This is a genomic window from Providencia sneebia DSM 19967 (assembly GCF_000314895.2).
In the GTDB taxonomy this organism is placed as follows: Bacteria; Pseudomonadota; Gammaproteobacteria; order Enterobacterales; family Enterobacteriaceae; genus Providencia; species Providencia sneebia.
The window spans coordinates 1,751,210-1,767,979 of record NZ_CM001773.1 but is presented as its reverse complement, the minus strand read 5'-3'; the positions used below and the strand labels follow the sequence as shown (position 1 = coordinate 1,767,979).

The following is a 16,770-nucleotide window of genomic DNA, read 5'->3' as shown; positions in this document are numbered from 1 at the left end:
GTTAAGTGAGTATTTAATAATATGAAAATAAAAAGTCTTGTTTTTTCTTTGGCCTTAATTGCTTTTGGCTCACAAGCTCAAGTTATCAATAAAAATAACCCACCAGAATATCAATCATTTAAATCAAGTTACTCAGAAATGGTCGAGCTAGCTAACAATAATAGATTACCCCATAGAATATTTTATAAAACACCAAGTACTGGTGATAATGCCGAATGGTTTGATGCCGTCAAACAAGGTGATCTAGATAAAGTCAAAAAAATGGTTGAAAACGGACAAAATATTGAAGTAAAAAATACAGGCAGTTTAGACCAAACCGCTCTTGGCTGGGCCGCTTTTATTGGTGATGAAGATATGGTTGATTACCTTATTTCACAAAAAGCCGATCTATGGGCAACAGATAAAGGCGATGTGTATAATGTTTTAAAATCTGCTGTTCTTGGAAAGAATGTAAAGGTTGTCGAGAAAATCCATAATCTTATGAGAAATGAAGTAGACCTTAATAATCAAGAAATTGAAAGTGATGGTGAAACGCTTATTATGGTAGCGGCTAGTAATAATCGTATTGATATTGTGAAATATCTATTATCTCAAGGTGCAGATATAAATCGTTCTACGACGACAGATGACAAATCACTCCCTTCTTATGACCAAAGTGCATTGACTTATGCATGCAAAAATAATCTTCCTGAAATGCAAAAATTATTAATTGATAATGGTGCTTTAAATCATAGAACTGGTAAACCATCTTGTAATTAATTTACAACTCAATACCGCTTTAATGAAATGAATCCCATATATTGGACACTTTTCTTTAACTAACGGCTGATATCGTTTGAGTTCGGTATTGTACCGAGCTCAAACCATTCAATTTTACCTCGGATGACAGGTAATGTGTTCATTTGTCACCTTAGAGGAATCAGGATGGTGGTGGTACGTAATATTGTGCACACTCAAACTACGATTATTGAGAGCCGTGATCGTCGGAGTGTTGGTATGCACGTCAATGGTAGTTCGTATCATTATCAAAAAACGCTTAAAAATTCCCTGCTTATGCCGGGCATATAACTTAAAGGACAGCGGTATCGTTCTCGTCTTCACTGACGGTAAACTACGGGTATATCTGGGTACGCTGTAAATACCCCAGCACATTTTGGGATTTTGGGATTTAGTCAGAATGCTTGATTTGCTTGGGTGGAGGAGAGAACCATACATAGCATTCAATTCATTGATATTAAATGATTATTTAAATTCTAACTTTATAGATACCCCCAAATGTACCCCCTAATATTTTTGTCATGTCTGTTTTGAGGTGATTTTTAATCTCAATGTTAGCCCTACACTTTCCAGTAACATCATTGCATAAATATCATCAATGGCAACTTCATTGCAGATAATGAAACACCAACCAGAAATAACCCTGCTCGTCTTTTCACGACTCCGTTTCAAACGGAACTGTAAAATTAACACTTGAGCGATTTCAAATGACGGCAGTGGTTAATTTGCGCACCTCAATATGAGGTGTACAAAATAGAATAGGTAGGCTGGTGGACTTATTCTAACTGCCCCGATATTTTCGGGTTAGTTAAACTGGTCATCTTAAAGAGGGTCAGTTAAAGGTAGGCAACTAATTGTGGGTTAGTTTAAAGAGGTGAAATATCCTCTTTAGATTTTCCGACTTCAAATCGGCTTATGATACTAACTTTTACTAACCTGTAACTATCTGCGCCCCTGTTAACTGGTAACCATTAAACCATTCATAGCGACCTGTAGCCGTGACTTTGTTTCCTTTCTGGCAGGTCATGAGCTCCAGCGCGTTAATATCGAATGCCACTATCTTTAATGGGTACGGGCTACGCTTGTCACTCTCAGCCTGAATAGTCATTGTGGCCATAACTTTACCTGTCGCTGTTTTAACTCGCTCAGGGGCTTTGATTACCATTCCTGACGTGGTGATCCTGATTGATTTTGCTTTTCTCATTTCTGGTTTATTCATCTTGATACCATCACAATATAAGCTATTGGTTAAAATAAAATGCTGATAGGACTCTGGAAGATTGGATAATAATTCCAGTTTCTAGGGGTGATCTAAACGTTAATTTATCCTTGATGATACGGGACAATCCCGTATGTAACTATAAGCTATTGATTATGCTTAATTCCGTTAAATCGCCGGAATCAAAATACAACTGACCACTTGAAACCTCGCCGTAATCTCGCCCTGATTCCTTACCGTAACCTTACCGTTATCGGCTTAATCCTCCCCGTAACATCCCCGTTTAACCTTGCCGTAATCTTGCCGTTCAATCACATTATACGGACCGTAATAGGACCGTTATTTTAGCTTTGGTTATTCATGTTCAGAGTAGATAACCTATTGATTTAATCGGTAACGCATATTTGCATCACGGTAACTTATTGATATTTATTCAGAGGACAAATTTGTCCTGTGGGTATCGCAATGCTTATTTGCATTGTGGTTACTTTTAGTGGTTACCAGAGTGGTTACTTTTATCTCGTGGCCATTATTGGAATATTGCCAACCAGTGACGAGCCTCCGATTTCAGAGCCTCATGACTCCTTAATATCAAGGAGTCCAATTTAGTCGCCTTAGGTGCCCTTGATTTCAAGGCAACCTATAGCCTGCATACCGATGCCCTTTTTCTTGTATCGCTTAATATTTGACCACTGCGATTATCTTCGCATCACCGTTTTGGTGCTGGTTTCGTCCATTGGTAGGTAGGTGCTGTCATTCTCCGTCTGTGACGTTCTTTAGCCTGTATCGTTTGGGCTACACCTGTTCTAATCGCTAACCTATCGCGTCCGTTGAGCGATTGCCCTTGCTGGTGGGCTAACTCCATCATAACGGATTCTATTACTTCACGCTGTAACATGGCTATACCTCAAAAGGTGTTGTGATTATCGCTATACCTTGATTGTGCTGAATTGGAACAATCAAAGCCATCATTCCACTAGCATAAAACATGCTGTTTTGCTGGCAACCAGAGTGGCAACCGTCAAAATGGCAACCAAGTTAAATCCGTCAAGACTAGTCAAAACTTATTACCCTTGTTTTGCTGCGTACCATTCTGCGTACTTTTCCACAACATCATGATTTTATTTGATTATAGCGAAATGCGAGAATTAAACACATACCTACTGCGTACCTATTTAATTTTGGACTGGACTTATAAATTTGTTTGACATGATGTCTGGTTTTGTCTGGTTCTGATGTCAACAATTGTCAACATTCAGCGGATAGAGTATCCAGTAAAATATAGCCTTTTCGGTGGATGCCAAAACGAATACCTTACAATCATTATAGCAACACCATAGTACCACCGTAGTTTATATTAGTACCATTTTGGTACGTTATTACTGTGAGTCTTTTTGATAACAAAATAACTACACCGTGTTTTTTTGGATAGTTAGCTGTATTGGCTAATACTTAGCTACTTTGGCTAAAGGCACTAATTTGTGGTTTTGATATGAGGGCTTCATTTCAAGCCGCCCTCAGCATCAAGGGTAACATTTCAACTGTCACCCTTTTCGACTATGGCCATAATCACAATCGTTAACCCTCCTCAATTTTGAGGGCCCTGTTTCTATTGATAAATACAGGCTCAAAAATGAGCCGATTGATTCTATTGGTAAAATTATACTGCGCTCAAATTTGAGCTTTGCCATTTATTCAGTCAGTTACAAGGCGCAATAATACGCTTTGCTTGTTTTACAGTAAGTTACCCTGACTTTGTTATATTAAGTTATACAATTACTCGTTAAATCCACCAGCAATTTTACATTTTCTAATCTGTATAACATCGTTATACGCTGATATAATAAGCACTCATCGAGTTAATAACGGACTATTATCATGAGTAAATCTAATCTTATTGCCTTTCGTTTACCTGCTGAACTGCAAGCACTGTTTAATGATGCTGTATCGAACTCTGGTAGCGATAAAACAGCGTGGATAGTCTCAGCTATCAAAGAGAAGTTAAACCGCCCAGACAGTAATCCTGATGCTCGTATGCTGTCGCTGGTGGAACGCCTAGAATCGTCGGTGGCATCTTTAATTGCTGGTAAGGCAGATATCCCACCGTATACCTATAATGAGTCTGCTGTCGTTTCTGTGGTTAATTTGGTGCTATCAGAGGGCATAGATAACGGACGGATTATCGCTGAACGGATTAATGAGGCTGGATATCAAACTAAAGGCGGTAAAGCGTGGGATAAGGATATTTATTCAGCGTGGAAGCGTCACAAAGATATTTCGAACAAGTTGAGTTTCTGATTGTTATAAGTAAATATTTATCTCAAACATCTGTCACTTGTCTACTTGTAGCAACTTAAGGGATTCAAAATGAACAATACTGAAATCTATGGGATTGAAAAAATAAATAAAGCCTATCGTTTACGCCTACAAGAGATTGAGTCTTGCCATACTTCGGGGGAGAGAATGTCTCGGATAATGGCTTGGAATGCTTTTATCAATGACCAAGTTAGATTAGATGATACTAACTCTTCAACTGATAAAGTAGCCAGTTTAAAGTATATGGAATCAATTGAGCTAAATGACGGTGATATTGGAATAAGTGAGCCTGAATTTATTAACTATTTTTTTGATGAAACTTGCGTTATCAATAAAAGGGTCACTCAAAAGAAAGTTAAATTTGTATTTTACTTATTTCTTACTTTAGCTGCTTATGGAATTTACGCCATCTTTTTTAAATAAAATCAACATCCGTAATTGCGTTTATTAACATCAAAGATAGTAATTTACTTGCGCACGAGACCTTATCAAAACTTATCATCTAGTGCGCAATTTACCCATACATTCCGATACATATCAAACTGCGAATAATTACTAAGTTTTACTAAGTTCAACCTGTAGTTTTCTGTAGTAGTAAACTGCGAACAACCTTAACTTTTCTCAACAATGAACCATAACAATTGATAACAGGTCATCATTGAACAAAGCCAGACAGAAAGCGGCTTTAATGCTACATTCCCACTTCATGGCCAACTGCGAAATTCGCACTTTTGTTCGCAATTTTCAAACTGCGAATTCGCAATTCTGCGCGCAGTTTTAGTGCGCAATTTTGGCATCAATGCGCAGTGCGATATTTCACTAAATATTATCTATTTATCGGCATGTTAGCTACCATCTCAATCAGTCTAAAACGTTAGGATTTGTTAGGATTAATGCGTGAGGTTTCGTGAGGTGGCATTAGCCGAAATACGTTATCAAATGTTATCATCTGAACGTTAGCAAATGTTAACATCCAACCAGTAATAATCTTAGGATTTCTTAAGATTTTGGCATTAGAAAAACGTTAAGAATTGTTAAGATTTAATATCTATATTTGTCGCTAATTCAACCCTTTATTTATGGACTCCGAATACTCTTGCTACGATGTCCGAAAACTAACCGCTAACGTGTCCGATAATTCCGTCTAACGTGTGTAAAAACTGCCATTATGCGATGTGTAAAAACTATCTAACTATCTTTGCTAACGTGCCCGAAAATCATCATTCATAACGTGTCACTAAATCATCAAAGCTTATTTGATTTGGGCTAACTTATGATTGGGCTGATTGTTCTTCTTCCTTATCCAATAGATTTTTTAATCCTGATATATTGTTGTTATCAAATCCCATTGAATTAAACGGAATAATGCCCTGATGCTTTTCTAAGTGATCATTTACTGAAGCTAGCCATGTAGAATTACAACTTATTCTCTTGGTCAGACTCCATATTAAAAATATGATACCCGCCATTCTTGATAGTTCAGGGCTTTGTGGAGACAAGCGAGAGGCGGCTAAGTCAATATTATCTAACACATCGATACTAATTTTTGAGTCTGAAAAATCGGTATTCCATAAACGCGCGTGGTGGGCGCACCTGTTTCTAACTGTATTAAGATGCTCTAATGCTGTTTTCAGCCCATCTCTTACATTTGCTGAGTTAGGCTTTAGAAAGCCAAGCGATTTACAGATTTGATGCTTGTATTTATCTTCAAGCATTCCGTAGAAGCGAGACATTGTACCGAAATCCCAAATATCAACGATAGCCCATATAGGGATATCCCCATACTTGTCTAAATTCCATCGTATACAATCTTTATCACTGTTTCTCTCTATTAAAGAATCTAACTTTTCTAACCATGTATCATGTCGGTAGCGATGTCTGTATTGAATGATATTCTTATCTTTGTAGGCCGTAGGGGATACTTTACCTAGTTCGTAAGCTATTTTTGCCTTGAGATAAGTTTCAATTCGTTCGATGCCATAAAAAATAGAGCTTCTTAGTTTTACATCAAATAGATAGTGTGCGTATACCTTTGTAAAGGTTGTACCTGCAAGGAATGCTTCTTCGCGTCTAGCTTCGTGGGGTGCTGCTGGTGGGATTAACTTTAACTTACGAAATGGATACCAATACCCAGATAGCCTGTAATATCCAATATTCATTATTTTCTTTACTGCTTGCTCGGGAGGTAAATCCTCAAAGCTCATTCCTCGTTTTTCTAGCTTTTTTATTTGGTCTAAATACGTTAGATGAGGTTTTAGAGGGTGCATGGCAGCATGGAAAGTTATCAGATAGTAGATAAAAGAAAGCCCCAAACGTATCGCAAACCAGATTTCTCCGTTCTGCGTAGAGGTTATGAGGGGCACTGTTGAAATCAATAATACTGAATATATTTATCTTGTCTAGGGAGCTAGTCATTATGAGTCTGTAAATGTTTGTCTATTTTTTAACGTAAACACAATATATATAGCTATAGCTAAGTCACTTACACATACATATAGCGGTTTAGCTATTTGTGCTATTTTCTTTTTTAGTTTTTCAATGATTGCTTGCCTCACAAACTCCGCACGATTGCCCCTCGTCACTCTATCGGTTCTAATGTGAATATCTACCATATCAATGACTGACTGCTCACACGTCACGATTAGGCGCGTTGTCGGCACGTCATTAAAATAACGGTTAGTTTTCTTCTTGATTGTTTTCTGCATATTTCCCCCTCGCACGTACTGGTATCTAAATCATCAAAGTTAAGGGCGATTTCTCGCCCATGCTAACTCTTATACCTTAGGCCCTGCTGTTGTGTTGTTGATTACCGAACGGTGTATGGGTCCTTTCTCATTCATATCAGTGATAATAATCCTCGTTACATCCTCACCAGTAAGCCCTTTTTCCATTCTTGGTTCGATAGCGGCATTTGCCACATGGTTTTCAATTATTACTTGAAGAGTAGCGCCACCATTGCCAGTACCCAGTAAATCTTTATTCTGTATTGCTCGCTCATTATTCTTATGGTTCAGATATTGCTTACCTGTAGGCGCTTTGGGTATCACTGGTGCGCCTGTTATTTCGTCATAACTGAACACCCTCCCATTATTGCCTGGTATGCCGATCAGCTTGTTTCCTATTTGCATCAATTCTGGCAGATTCTTCTCACCAAGCTCATAAGCTGAACCACCTTTTACGGGTCCACCGTTGTATCTAGCACCGGCTAACCCGATAGAGAGAGCTTGACCAGATAGCATTGATGCTTGGAAAGCACCTAACCCTGTCGATGAAGCTGCTCCACCTGTAGCAATTGAAGCGGCTATTGCTGCTGGCGTCCATGCTGCTAATGCTGCCGCCCCACCAGCTTTGGCTGCTAGGGTCGAATTTAGCGCGGTTTTCACCAATATCTGTGATGATATTGTTTGAGGTTGTTTCTATGCGAATATCAGACATGCCCTGCTCAAATGCCTGAGTTGCTTCACGGCCTAATCGCGTAAAGGTTTCTTTATCGATGAATCCCTCATCAAACATGCGGCGAATAGTTTTAGCTTCCTCTCCGAACTCACGGGCCAGTTTTAATTCTGGCGTGGCTTCTTGCGCTTGGATGAAATCATTGACCTTTTGAGTAAGGTCATATATTTCCGCCGCTTCCTTAGCTACAGCATCTTTTTGGTCTTTAGTGGCTTTCTCGCCTAGCTTCTGGACGGCTTCAAACATTGCCATATCTCTATTGGCATCAGCTACACCAGTGCTAAGTAATTCAAACCTTTTATTAAGTGCTGCGACTTCACTTTGTTGGCGTTTAAGTTCTTCCGCCGCTTTATCCTTTTTGCCGCCGCCACTGCCTTTCTTGTTGCTATCTGATATTTGTTTTTGAAGTCTATGTTTTTCCTTTAAGCCGTCAATTAATCTATTTAGTAAATCTGGGTCATCCACACCTGCTCTAGCCATTTGAGTGACTGCTCGATATTCAATAGCTGTATCAATGCCCTCTTCCATTTCAAGCTTCAAACCTTGAACATCCTCTTCAATAGCCTGAATCATTAACTCAAAGTTATTAATTCTCCCTGTTTCAAGTGTGTTCATTAGATTTGAGATTTGAATTTCGGCTTCATCCCCTGAAATTCCAGCATTTTCAAGGCTAATCTTTAATGCTTCTACTTCCATTTCCATTTTTGCTAACGCTGGAGAACCCAACTCCATTGTTTTTGCGAGTAGCTTATTAGATTCAATAGCACCTTTAGCGGCATCGTTAAAGATGTTCATTGCGTCTACTTGCTCACTCTCTATACCTTTTTTATCTTTTACTGTCTGATTAGACTTCCTCTGCTGCGCTTCTTGCTCTCTAATTCGTTTTGTCCCTTCCTCTATTAATAAATTGTATTTACCTAATTCATTAGTAGCCCATTCTATTGACTTTCGTATGTTAAAAGTGGGTTCTTTATCTTTCATGGCCTCAAGGCCACTCTCTAGCTTTTTAGCTTCTTCAACGCTTTTTGCTAATTCTTCTTTTGTTTTGGCAATCCTGATGCCAAGCTCTCTAGAAACTACTTCCGCCTGTTTAGATGTTAAAGAGTCAATCTTAGTGATCATCTCATCGATTTTAGCGTTGTATTCTTTTATTGCCGTGTCATCAGTCATTGCCTCATAGAGAGCGTAAACTCCTGCGGCTGCCAAAAGGAATAAACCAGTAGGCCCACCAAGTAAAGCCATTACACCACGTAAGCCATTCATTGCTATTGCTTGTGCTTTGGTTGCCGCTGTCGCTTTTGCGCTAGCTGTAGCAACTGCTTCATTGGCGGTTGCCAGTGTCGCCTTGGCTTTCTGCTCAAGCGCTGTAGCTGCTGTTACTTTTGTGCTAGCCGCTATTTCTGCTTCTTTAGCTTTTTTCAGGGCCTGTGATGCGGAAACTTGTTCTTTGTCTATCTGATTACCAATGGCTTGTATTTTCTTTTCGGTAGCCATCATTTTATTTCTAGCGACAACAACATCTTGAAAATTTTCATCTTTTGGCGCTATTTTGTATGTTTCTTTAGCATCTCTTAATATCTGTCTTTGTACTTTTACCTGCTGCTCTAGCTCTACTCGCTGCTTTTCTAACGATATCGTCAAGCTATCTGCTGCCGCCACTTTATCTTTAGCGAGTTCAATTGCTGATTGTGCGGCTGCTTTTTCTTCTTTGGCATTTAATACCATTTGTGCCGCTGATGCTTGATAGGACTCAGCTTGTTTCTTGTTGGCTTCGGCGTTAGCTAGTTCAGCCTGTGTCGCTTCTAACGCGGCTTTGGTGTGATTGATTAATGACGCCGTGGCACTATACGTTACTAATGTTGTTCCCGTTTCCGCTTTTAGCCCATCAACATAAATCTGAGCTATGGTGCTTGCTAACTGCTGTAACTTTTCCATTAGAACCCCTCACGACGTAGAGCTTCATTCAATAACCCTCGAATAATCTGGGTCATCGGTGCTCCACTAAGTAAAAAATCTTTTTCCGCACGTTTTTGGCGTAACTTCTCAATACGTGCCACTAACTGCCCGTCAATGGAAACTGTTTTAAAGCCTTTCTCTGTTCTAGTCATGGTCATATCCTCAGTATGTTTATTAATACAGTTAATTATAATTCAGCACAAAAAATAAACAACAAAATAATTCTAATAAAAACCAGCTGTGTAGAATATTTTTCTATTTAAAATTCAATTCGTAAAATCAAGACAACAAAAAACCGACTCAAGGTCGGCTTTTGCTTTTTTGCTCTAAGTAATTATTTTTGAGGTGTTATATACAATCCTTGTATAAATACGGTGTCATTTTTACCATCCGTCATATACAGGTTTACTACATACCCATCTTTACTAAACTTGGCGGCAAATTCAGCGCAGCCGGCTTTTTGTAAGCACCCAAACAAATTAGAGGTATCATCTAATCTTTTTATATTTTGTATCGGGGGGCCATATATTGCTGTCAAACTGGTGATTGTTTGTTCATATTTATTTAGTGCCTGTTCTTCGCTGGTATTCTTGATTTCAAGCGTATTTGTATAAAGTATCTCAACTAATTTTGATTCTTTGTTAAACATTAGCACAGCGTGCCCGCGAGTGTGGTCTGGCATTTCTTCAACATTACATGTTGTCTCTCCGTAGCATATAATCCCCTCTAAGTTTAACTTTTGGATATCCTCCACCGACTGCCCCCACTTAAATCCGTAGGGTGCTGGTGGATTGTTATCACATCCTGATAGAAATAAAGCCAATAGAGCCGTTATCATGATTTTTTTCATTTGGTGATCCCTTTAGTTGATAAGGCCAATTATACATAACCGCCTCGGCTTATGCTTTGGCGGTAGCAGGTATATTAGTTTGTAGCGATAAGCTCCCCAAGTGAATAAAATGGTGTCACAATCACGGCCAGCATAATTAAACAAACCTCTAGTAATCGGATCGCTTTCTCTTTTTTGGAGTAATCTTTATTACCAGTAATCACTTTAAATAGCATTCCTACTCTACTTATTACGAACAAATAAGATATAACAGCTACAAAAATCAGAGAGGCACCTTTAGCACTTAACATGGCATCCCAAAACCCAGAATAACCCAGTTTTACTAACATTAATCCACAAAAAACAAACAAAGCATAAAAAACAGCTATTACCGCTATTTGACTAGCAAAATATGGTGTGTACGTATCTTTCTCTATTATCGAATCCATAATAATCTCCCATTTTCAAAATAATGAATAAACATTAATCATAATCAACTTTTTTACCTTCGCAATTTCTAGATAAATATATTAAACATCACTCTAATATTTTTTTATTAAATACGCGATTAGGGGTTGTCTCGGTCGTCTCAGTTGTCTCAATTAGTTCAACCCATTGATTAAGATAGATTAAATATTTTTCTCTGAGACAACTTGACGATTTTGAGTTGTCTCAACCTAATGACTATTCACACCTATTTTTTACAATTAATTGATTTTCAATGGTTATTTATTAATTCACGTGTTGTCTCAGCGTTGAATTCAGTTGTCTCAACCGCTTTTTTAACCTACCAAGAGATAATCCAAACTTTTCAGTGTCGTCTCAAAAACACCTTATGTTGTCTCAAAACAGGCTTAGGTTGTCTCAGTGTTGTCTCAGAAAATAACCATCATAACTATAAATATTAATAAGTTACCTTTTTTATTCCCTTATTGAGACAACTGAGACAACGTTAATTACCGTTTTTTCCTAACGTGAGAAATATCATTCCTCCTCTTCATCAGGAACAAGCATCAAAATGTAGGCGCGCTGCTGAATGTTACCTAAATGCTTCAAACGCGGTGTTCTGCTTTGATACCCTTTCTCATTGGCAGGTTTCTTTAAAATGCCTAGTTTATGTAGAGCATCAGAGAAAATATCTGTATTGAACGTTTTGGCTATCTCGTTCTTAAATACCGTTGGCAATGTATAAAACAGTATGGGTGCTTCATCATGCGTACTTGATTTAACCCTGTACCCAGCGAGTTCTCTAATAGGTAAAGATTGTTCATCATAGGGCAATGGCGCAAATCGACTCATTCCATACGTACTTAAAAAAGCAATCGTCTGTTCTTTAATCTGCTCAATCTCTTTGTTACCTGTACCGAACTCAGCAACCCAGACGTTATAGCCATGGCTCGATGTTCTAAGCATCCAATAAATGGGTGTTTTGGTATGGCTCTTTTTATATATTCACACTCAGAAATCACCTCATCAAAATCCGAAGGTTTTATTCCACACCACAACATAGCCATTTGTTCTACATGATAGTATGAATATAAACGCTGAAATGAGGCGCAACTTTCTTTATCATAATCAACCATAATTATAATCCTTAAAATGGAGAATTTTTCTTTTCATGCGCTAACATTAATTCATCAAAATCATACCCTTTTTCCTTCAATGCGCTCTTAGCTTGAGGGAATATTTTTTCTAAATTTCGTTTTGAAAACGGCTCTAAGTCACTAAATATGTTATTCATTTCGTTAATGACAGAAGTTTGATTCCAGAATTCTTTTTCTCTTAATAAAATAAGCAACAAAGCTCCAATAACAGAATTTAAATTATTCTTTTCTCTAGTCGTTATATTTTTTGTTGGAACATTAGGATCATTAAATTGAGATGCCCATACTAAAAATGATTCTTTATCTATTAATAAAATCCCTCGCCCATACAAATCATTAATAGGGTCATCCCATGTTTTCCCATCAGAACGCATGTAATTGACATGGCCTCGTTCACAAGCGGAAAGAATAGCCATTTTCTTAGCTTCCTTACAAACTTTGTCTAATTTACACCATTCATCAACCAATACATTTACAGGAACCCAGTTAGCATGATCCCAATATTGCTCGCAATTACGCCCAAAACTCATGCTTCCACCTCTAGCCCTCTTTTGGTAGGAGCTATGCCAGCTAGTAGAGGTGTACTAGTTTTCGGGGATCAGCCTAGGCATAGCTTTATTCTTTATAGTATACACAAGTCTACTACAGTCTATAACTACTGTCTATTTGTCCAGTTATGACTGTTTCAGGTACAAAAAAACCAGACCTTTTACTGTCTGGTTCTGTATGTGGTTGCTGGTGGATTAAGCGCGTTTGAAATTACCGTGGACAACATTATCCCCGTTCTCTAATGCCCCCATGTAATCAGCGTACCATTGAAGCATTTCTCTACGTCCATCAATATACTGAGCATGGTTATACGTTCCACGAATAGAGTTTTTATCAACGTGCGCTAGCTGTGTCTCAATCCATGCAGTGTTATAACCTTGTTCGTGTAGAATGGTGCTCATTGTATGCCTGAAACCGTGACCTGTGGCTCTACCACTGTAGCCCATGCGCCTAATCATCGTATTCAGTGCCATATCTGATATGTGCTTTCTATAATCGGTGCGGCTAGGAAATATATATTGATAGCTGCCACTGATTGGATGTATCTGTTTCAGTAAATCAATAACCTGCTCTGATAGTGGCACAATATGCGGTCGGCGCATTTTCATTTTTTCAGCTGGTATTTCCCATACTCCAGTATCAAAGTTAATTTCTGACCATTCCGCCTTTCTCAATTCGCCTGGTCGAACTCCAGTTAATATAAGCACCCTTAATGCCACTCTTACAATCTGGCTTCCCATGTACTTATCTATAGAAGAAAGAAACTCTGGTAATTCACTTACTGAGAGGTGGGCGTAATGCTCACGCTTATGTGGTACAAAGGCACTGGCTAAATCTGGCGCAGGGTTATACTCTGCCCTACCAGTAATAATGGCGTACTTCCATACCTCGCCACAACGTTGACGTACTTTCTTTAGCTTCTCGGTTGCTCCGCGCTTTTCCATAATAGAAAGCACTTCAAGTAATTCCATTGGTTTGATTTCAGCAATTGGGCGATTGCCTATATAAGGAAAGACGTCTTTCTCAAATGCGTCCATCATGTCATCACGATAACCAACAGACCAGCGATCCTTTCTTCCCTCATACCATTCAAGAGCAATATTTTTAAAGGTGTTTACACTGTCAATCTTTGAGGCTTGCTTTTGTTCTTTGCGTTGTTGGTTTGGGTCAATTCCATCCGCCAGCAATCTCTTTGCATCATCACGCTTTCTTCTGGCATCAGCTAGTGTAACGGTTGGATAAATTCCAATAGCTAAAAGTTTCTCTTTACCATCGATTCGGTATTTTAACCGCCAATACTTTCCGCCATTAGTTTTAACCAATAGATACAGTCCACCACCATCAGATAGTTTGTAGTCTTTTTCTTTAGGCTTACTGGAATCAATTTGTTTAACTGTTAGCTTCATTTGGGGGTACTCAAATCATGGGGTATAAATGTACCCCCATATGTACCACCTAAAGGGGGTAGTTTTCAATAGACGTTAGTAGACGTTGGAATAATGGGGTTTAGTTAGAATGCTTGATTTACTTGGGATTGGAAGACTTTGGAAGACGTTGCTAGAAGTGAAGATGGCGGAGGAGGAGAGATTCGAACTCTCGGATGGTTTCCCATCGGCGGTTTTCAAGACCGCTGCCTTCAGCCGCTCGGCCACCCCTCCGCAATGGAGAGCACTATAAACATCTGTGCTTTCAATGTAAACCCCTAATTTGATCAACCGTTTTAAAAATAAACACATAATCAATCAACGGGCTAAATTATCAACATATTTTATGGTCTGCTTGGGTTATTGGCAATAATTTGCTAAATTTATACCCTATTTTTATTTAGGTCGAAATTGGTATGTTGCTTTTTAATGGTCAAGAAATCGAAACTGACGCTCAGGGTTACCTTATTAATAGTCAGCAATGGAGTGAGGAATTAATTCCACTTCTCGCAGAACAAGAAAATATTACTCTGACAGATGAGCATCTAGAAATTATCCGCTTTGTCCGTCATTTCTATTTAGAATTTAATACATCCCCCGCTATTCGTATGCTTGTAAAAGCTGTATCACAACAATTTGGCGAGGAGAAAGGAAATAGCCGTTATTTATATCGACTATTTCCAAAAGGCCCCGCAAAACAAGCCACCAAACTTGCTGGCTTGCCAAAGCCAGTTAAATGTATTTAAAAAACTTCAATTAATAGCGGACAGAAAAATCCGCTATTTTTTCTGTTTGCCAAACTTCACTAAAATAATGGTCAATTCTAGCACCTGCTGGCCCACCCGCTTTTAGCCAATCTTCAACAAATTGGATATCTTGCTCTGAACCATATACTGCAAGTTTAACGCTACCATCATCACGGTTGCAGACATACCCTTTAATACCATTCTGGTTAGCCCAATGATAAGTCTGATAGCGGAAACCCACACCTTGTACGCGACCATAAATATAGAATAAACGCCCGGTTTCTGTTGTCATTTTCGCCTCCGTTATCAATACACTATTTATTAATTGCCACTTTTTGTTGTTGTCTTTTATTCATCAAACAGATAATCTGAATTTGAGGCACTGCTTTTCATGTTATGTATAAAACAGTGTATTGCGTTATGAGTAATTGTCCATACATTGACTTGAAAACGCGCAACACTGCCCAAATATAAGAAGACAGTATAAGCAAGGCTTTTTAGGAGGTGGCTATGATGATCACCAGCAAATACGGTATCGGACAACAAGTCCGTCATAAACTTCTCGGCTACCTTGGGGTTGTCGTTGATGTTGATGCTGAATATTCACTCGATCAACCTCATGATGAGGATATCGCATCAAATAGCACATTACGTGATCTGCCGTGGTATCACGTTGTCATGGAAGATGATAACGGTGAAGCAATTCATACTTATTTGGCAGAAGCGCAAATTACTTACGAAACTATTGATGATCATCCAGAACAACCTTCCATGGATGAATTGGCAGAATCTATTCGCTTACAACTGCAAGCGCCACGTTTACGTAACTAATCACTAATTAACTCATTAAATTATTCCCGTCAATGAAGCAGCCAATGGCTGCTTCACTTTATATCAACAATAATTACGCTTTTTCTAATCCTAATGACGTAATTTCTTGTTTAGGGCATTTGTCCATCACAAATTGAAGACCCGCACCTTGCGCAATCTTTTGCGCTTCTTCACTAATAACCCCTTTTTGTAACCACAAAACTTTTGCACCAATTGCTACCGCTTCTTTGGCAATTCCCACCGCAGCATCTGCATTACGAAAAACATCAACCATATCGATAGATTGTTGAATGTCACTCAATTGAGCATAAACTTGCTGACCTAATAACTGCTGATCCGCTAATTTAGGGCTAACAGGGATCACTGAATAGCCTTGTTTTAAGAGAAATTCCATAACTTCATAACTTGGTCGCTCTTTTTTATCACTTGCACCCACTAAAGCTATTGTTTTCACACTCTGTAATATTTCAGTAATTTCTTGATCATTCATCAAAATATCTCCCAAAACCAGTAAACTATTAATTCACAATATGATATACGTTGTCATACATGCTACTGCAACTATTTCAAGCATACTATCGCCACATTGACCTTTAAGGGAATCTCATGGAATCCACTACACGTACAATAAGAGCTGAAAAAAATATAGCACTCGTTGCCCATGACCACTGTAAATCTTCATTATTAGCGTGGGTTAAAAAAAATAGTGAACAATTAAAAACTCACCAATTGTTTGGGACAGGAACAACGGCTAACTTAATTAGCCAACATACAGGATTACCTGTAACAGGGATGCTGAGTGGCCCAATGGGTGGCGATCAGCAAATTGGCGCAATGATTGCCGAACAAAAAATTGATGTCCTGATTTTTTTCTGGGATCCCTTAAATGCCGTTCCTCATGATCCGGATGTAAAAGCACTTTTGCGCTTAGCAACCGTTTGGAATATTCCTGTAGCAACTAGCCCTGCCACAGCAGATTTTATTATTACATCGCCCTATTTTAATTGCGACCTTGATGTTGTTATTCCCGACTACCAACATTACTTAAAAAGCCGTTCATAATTGA

Annotated in this window: 21 protein-coding genes and 1 tRNA gene; 6 read left to right on the top strand and 16 right to left on the bottom strand. The window is 38.6% G+C overall.

What is annotated here, in order from left to right:
* The first annotated feature begins 21 nt into the window (after positions 1-21).
* The gene (locus OO7_RS07115) at positions 22-759 is read left to right on the top strand and encodes an ankyrin repeat domain-containing protein (protein ID WP_008915282.1); all 738 of its coding nucleotides are present in this window, start codon (positions 22-24) and stop codon (positions 757-759) included.
* 537 nt (positions 760-1,296) lie between these two features.
* On the opposite strand, the gene OO7_RS17445 is transcribed toward OO7_RS07115, so the two are convergent.
* The 3 genes from OO7_RS17445 to OO7_RS07105 all read right to left on the bottom strand — a co-directional run bounded on the left by OO7_RS17445 (position 1,297) and on the right by OO7_RS07105 (position 2,894).
* Positions 1,297-1,470 carry a hypothetical protein gene (locus OO7_RS17445; protein WP_156823136.1) on the bottom strand — a complete coding sequence of 58 codons (174 nt, stop codon included), beginning with the start codon at positions 1,468-1,470 and terminating at the stop codon, positions 1,297-1,299.
* Positions 1,471-1,708: 238 nt separating this feature from the next.
* On the bottom strand, positions 1,709-1,996 hold the full coding sequence (locus OO7_RS07110; RefSeq protein WP_008915281.1) for a hypothetical protein: 288 nt from the start codon (positions 1,994-1,996) through the stop codon (positions 1,709-1,711).
* Between the two features lie 709 nt (positions 1,997-2,705).
* Complete coding sequence (locus tag OO7_RS07105; RefSeq protein WP_008915280.1) at positions 2,706-2,894, bottom strand: hypothetical protein; 189 nt, start codon at positions 2,892-2,894, stop codon at positions 2,706-2,708.
* A gap of 980 nt (positions 2,895-3,874) precedes the next feature.
* Between OO7_RS07105 and OO7_RS07100 the strand changes: the two genes are divergently transcribed.
* Together OO7_RS07100 and OO7_RS07095 are read left to right on the top strand one after the other, a co-directional pair.
* Positions 3,875-4,294: a hypothetical protein gene (locus tag OO7_RS07100; RefSeq protein ID WP_008915279.1), complete on the top strand. Its 420-nt coding sequence runs from the start codon at positions 3,875-3,877 to the stop codon at positions 4,292-4,294.
* A 69-nt stretch (positions 4,295-4,363) separates the two neighbouring features.
* Entirely contained in the window at positions 4,364-4,735 is a 372-nt protein-coding gene (locus OO7_RS07095; RefSeq protein ID WP_008915278.1) for a hypothetical protein, read from the top strand.
* An 848-nt stretch (positions 4,736-5,583) separates the two neighbouring features.
* On the opposite strand, the gene OO7_RS07090 is transcribed toward OO7_RS07095, so the two are convergent.
* From OO7_RS07090 to OO7_RS07045, 11 genes are all read right to left on the bottom strand, one after another.
* Positions 5,584-6,516, bottom strand: a complete 933-nt coding sequence (locus tag OO7_RS07090) for an Abi family protein (RefSeq protein WP_169337385.1) — start codon at positions 6,514-6,516, stop codon at positions 5,584-5,586.
* 210 nt (positions 6,517-6,726) lie between these two features.
* Positions 6,727-7,017: a hypothetical protein gene (locus tag OO7_RS17130; protein ID WP_008915276.1), complete on the bottom strand. Its 291-nt coding sequence runs from the start codon at positions 7,015-7,017 to the stop codon at positions 6,727-6,729.
* Between the two features lie 69 nt (positions 7,018-7,086).
* On the bottom strand, positions 7,087-7,551 hold the full coding sequence (locus OO7_RS16945; RefSeq protein WP_043892670.1) for a hypothetical protein: 465 nt from the start codon (positions 7,549-7,551) through the stop codon (positions 7,087-7,089).
* Positions 7,508-9,700 (bottom strand): coiled-coil domain-containing protein, encoded by a 2,193-nt coding sequence (locus OO7_RS07075; protein ID WP_008915274.1) that lies wholly within the window; start codon positions 9,698-9,700, stop codon positions 7,508-7,510. The genes OO7_RS16945 and OO7_RS07075 overlap by 44 nt, the downstream gene beginning before the upstream one ends.
* On the bottom strand, positions 9,700-9,873 hold the full coding sequence (locus tag OO7_RS16700; RefSeq protein WP_074379423.1) for a 3-hydroxybutyryl-CoA dehydrogenase: 174 nt from the start codon (positions 9,871-9,873) through the stop codon (positions 9,700-9,702). The genes OO7_RS07075 and OO7_RS16700 overlap by 1 nt, the downstream gene beginning before the upstream one ends.
* Before the next feature lie 182 nt (positions 9,874-10,055).
* Positions 10,056-10,571: a putative periplasmic lipoprotein gene (locus OO7_RS07070; RefSeq protein ID WP_008915273.1), complete on the bottom strand. Its 516-nt coding sequence runs from the start codon at positions 10,569-10,571 to the stop codon at positions 10,056-10,058.
* Positions 10,572-10,645: 74 nt separating this feature from the next.
* Entirely contained in the window at positions 10,646-10,999 is a 354-nt protein-coding gene (locus tag OO7_RS07065; RefSeq protein ID WP_008915272.1) for a hypothetical protein, read from the bottom strand.
* A gap of 535 nt (positions 11,000-11,534) precedes the next feature.
* Positions 11,535-11,963 (bottom strand): primase, encoded by a 429-nt coding sequence (locus tag OO7_RS07060; protein ID WP_008915271.1) that lies wholly within the window; start codon positions 11,961-11,963, stop codon positions 11,535-11,537.
* A gap of 181 nt (positions 11,964-12,144) precedes the next feature.
* The gene (locus tag OO7_RS07055; protein ID WP_008915270.1) at positions 12,145-12,684 is read right to left on the bottom strand and encodes a hypothetical protein; all 540 of its coding nucleotides are present in this window, start codon (positions 12,682-12,684) and stop codon (positions 12,145-12,147) included.
* Between the two features lie 213 nt (positions 12,685-12,897).
* Positions 12,898-14,109, bottom strand: a complete 1,212-nt coding sequence (locus OO7_RS07050; protein ID WP_008915269.1) for a tyrosine-type recombinase/integrase — start codon at positions 14,107-14,109, stop codon at positions 12,898-12,900.
* A 164-nt stretch (positions 14,110-14,273) separates the two neighbouring features.
* Positions 14,274-14,361: transfer RNA gene (locus tag OO7_RS07045), tRNA-Ser, on the bottom strand.
* 182 nt (positions 14,362-14,543) lie between these two features.
* Here OO7_RS07045 and tusE point away from each other — a divergent pair.
* Positions 14,544-14,873 (top strand): sulfurtransferase TusE, encoded by a 330-nt coding sequence (tusE, locus tag OO7_RS07040; protein WP_008915268.1) that lies wholly within the window; start codon positions 14,544-14,546, stop codon positions 14,871-14,873.
* Between the two features lie 10 nt (positions 14,874-14,883).
* Here the strand turns inward: tusE and OO7_RS07035 are convergent, their stop codons facing one another.
* A complete protein-coding gene (locus tag OO7_RS07035) occupies positions 14,884-15,165 on the bottom strand; it encodes an acylphosphatase (RefSeq protein ID WP_008915267.1) in 282 nt (93 codons plus the stop codon).
* Between the two features lie 218 nt (positions 15,166-15,383).
* On the opposite strand from OO7_RS07035, the gene hspQ reads away from it, so the two are divergent.
* On the top strand, positions 15,384-15,704 hold the full coding sequence (hspQ, locus tag OO7_RS07030) for a heat shock protein HspQ (RefSeq protein ID WP_201764239.1): 321 nt from the start codon (positions 15,384-15,386) through the stop codon (positions 15,702-15,704).
* 73 nt (positions 15,705-15,777) lie between these two features.
* On the opposite strand, the gene OO7_RS07025 is transcribed toward hspQ, so the two are convergent.
* A complete protein-coding gene (locus OO7_RS07025) occupies positions 15,778-16,194 on the bottom strand; it encodes a CoA-binding protein (RefSeq protein ID WP_008915265.1) in 417 nt (138 codons plus the stop codon).
* A gap of 116 nt (positions 16,195-16,310) precedes the next feature.
* Here OO7_RS07025 and OO7_RS07020 point away from each other — a divergent pair, with 116 nt between their 5' ends.
* Positions 16,311-16,766, top strand: coding sequence for a methylglyoxal synthase (locus OO7_RS07020; protein ID WP_008915264.1), 456 nt, complete (start codon positions 16,311-16,313; stop codon positions 16,764-16,766).
* The last annotated feature ends 4 nt before the right edge of the window (positions 16,767-16,770 follow it).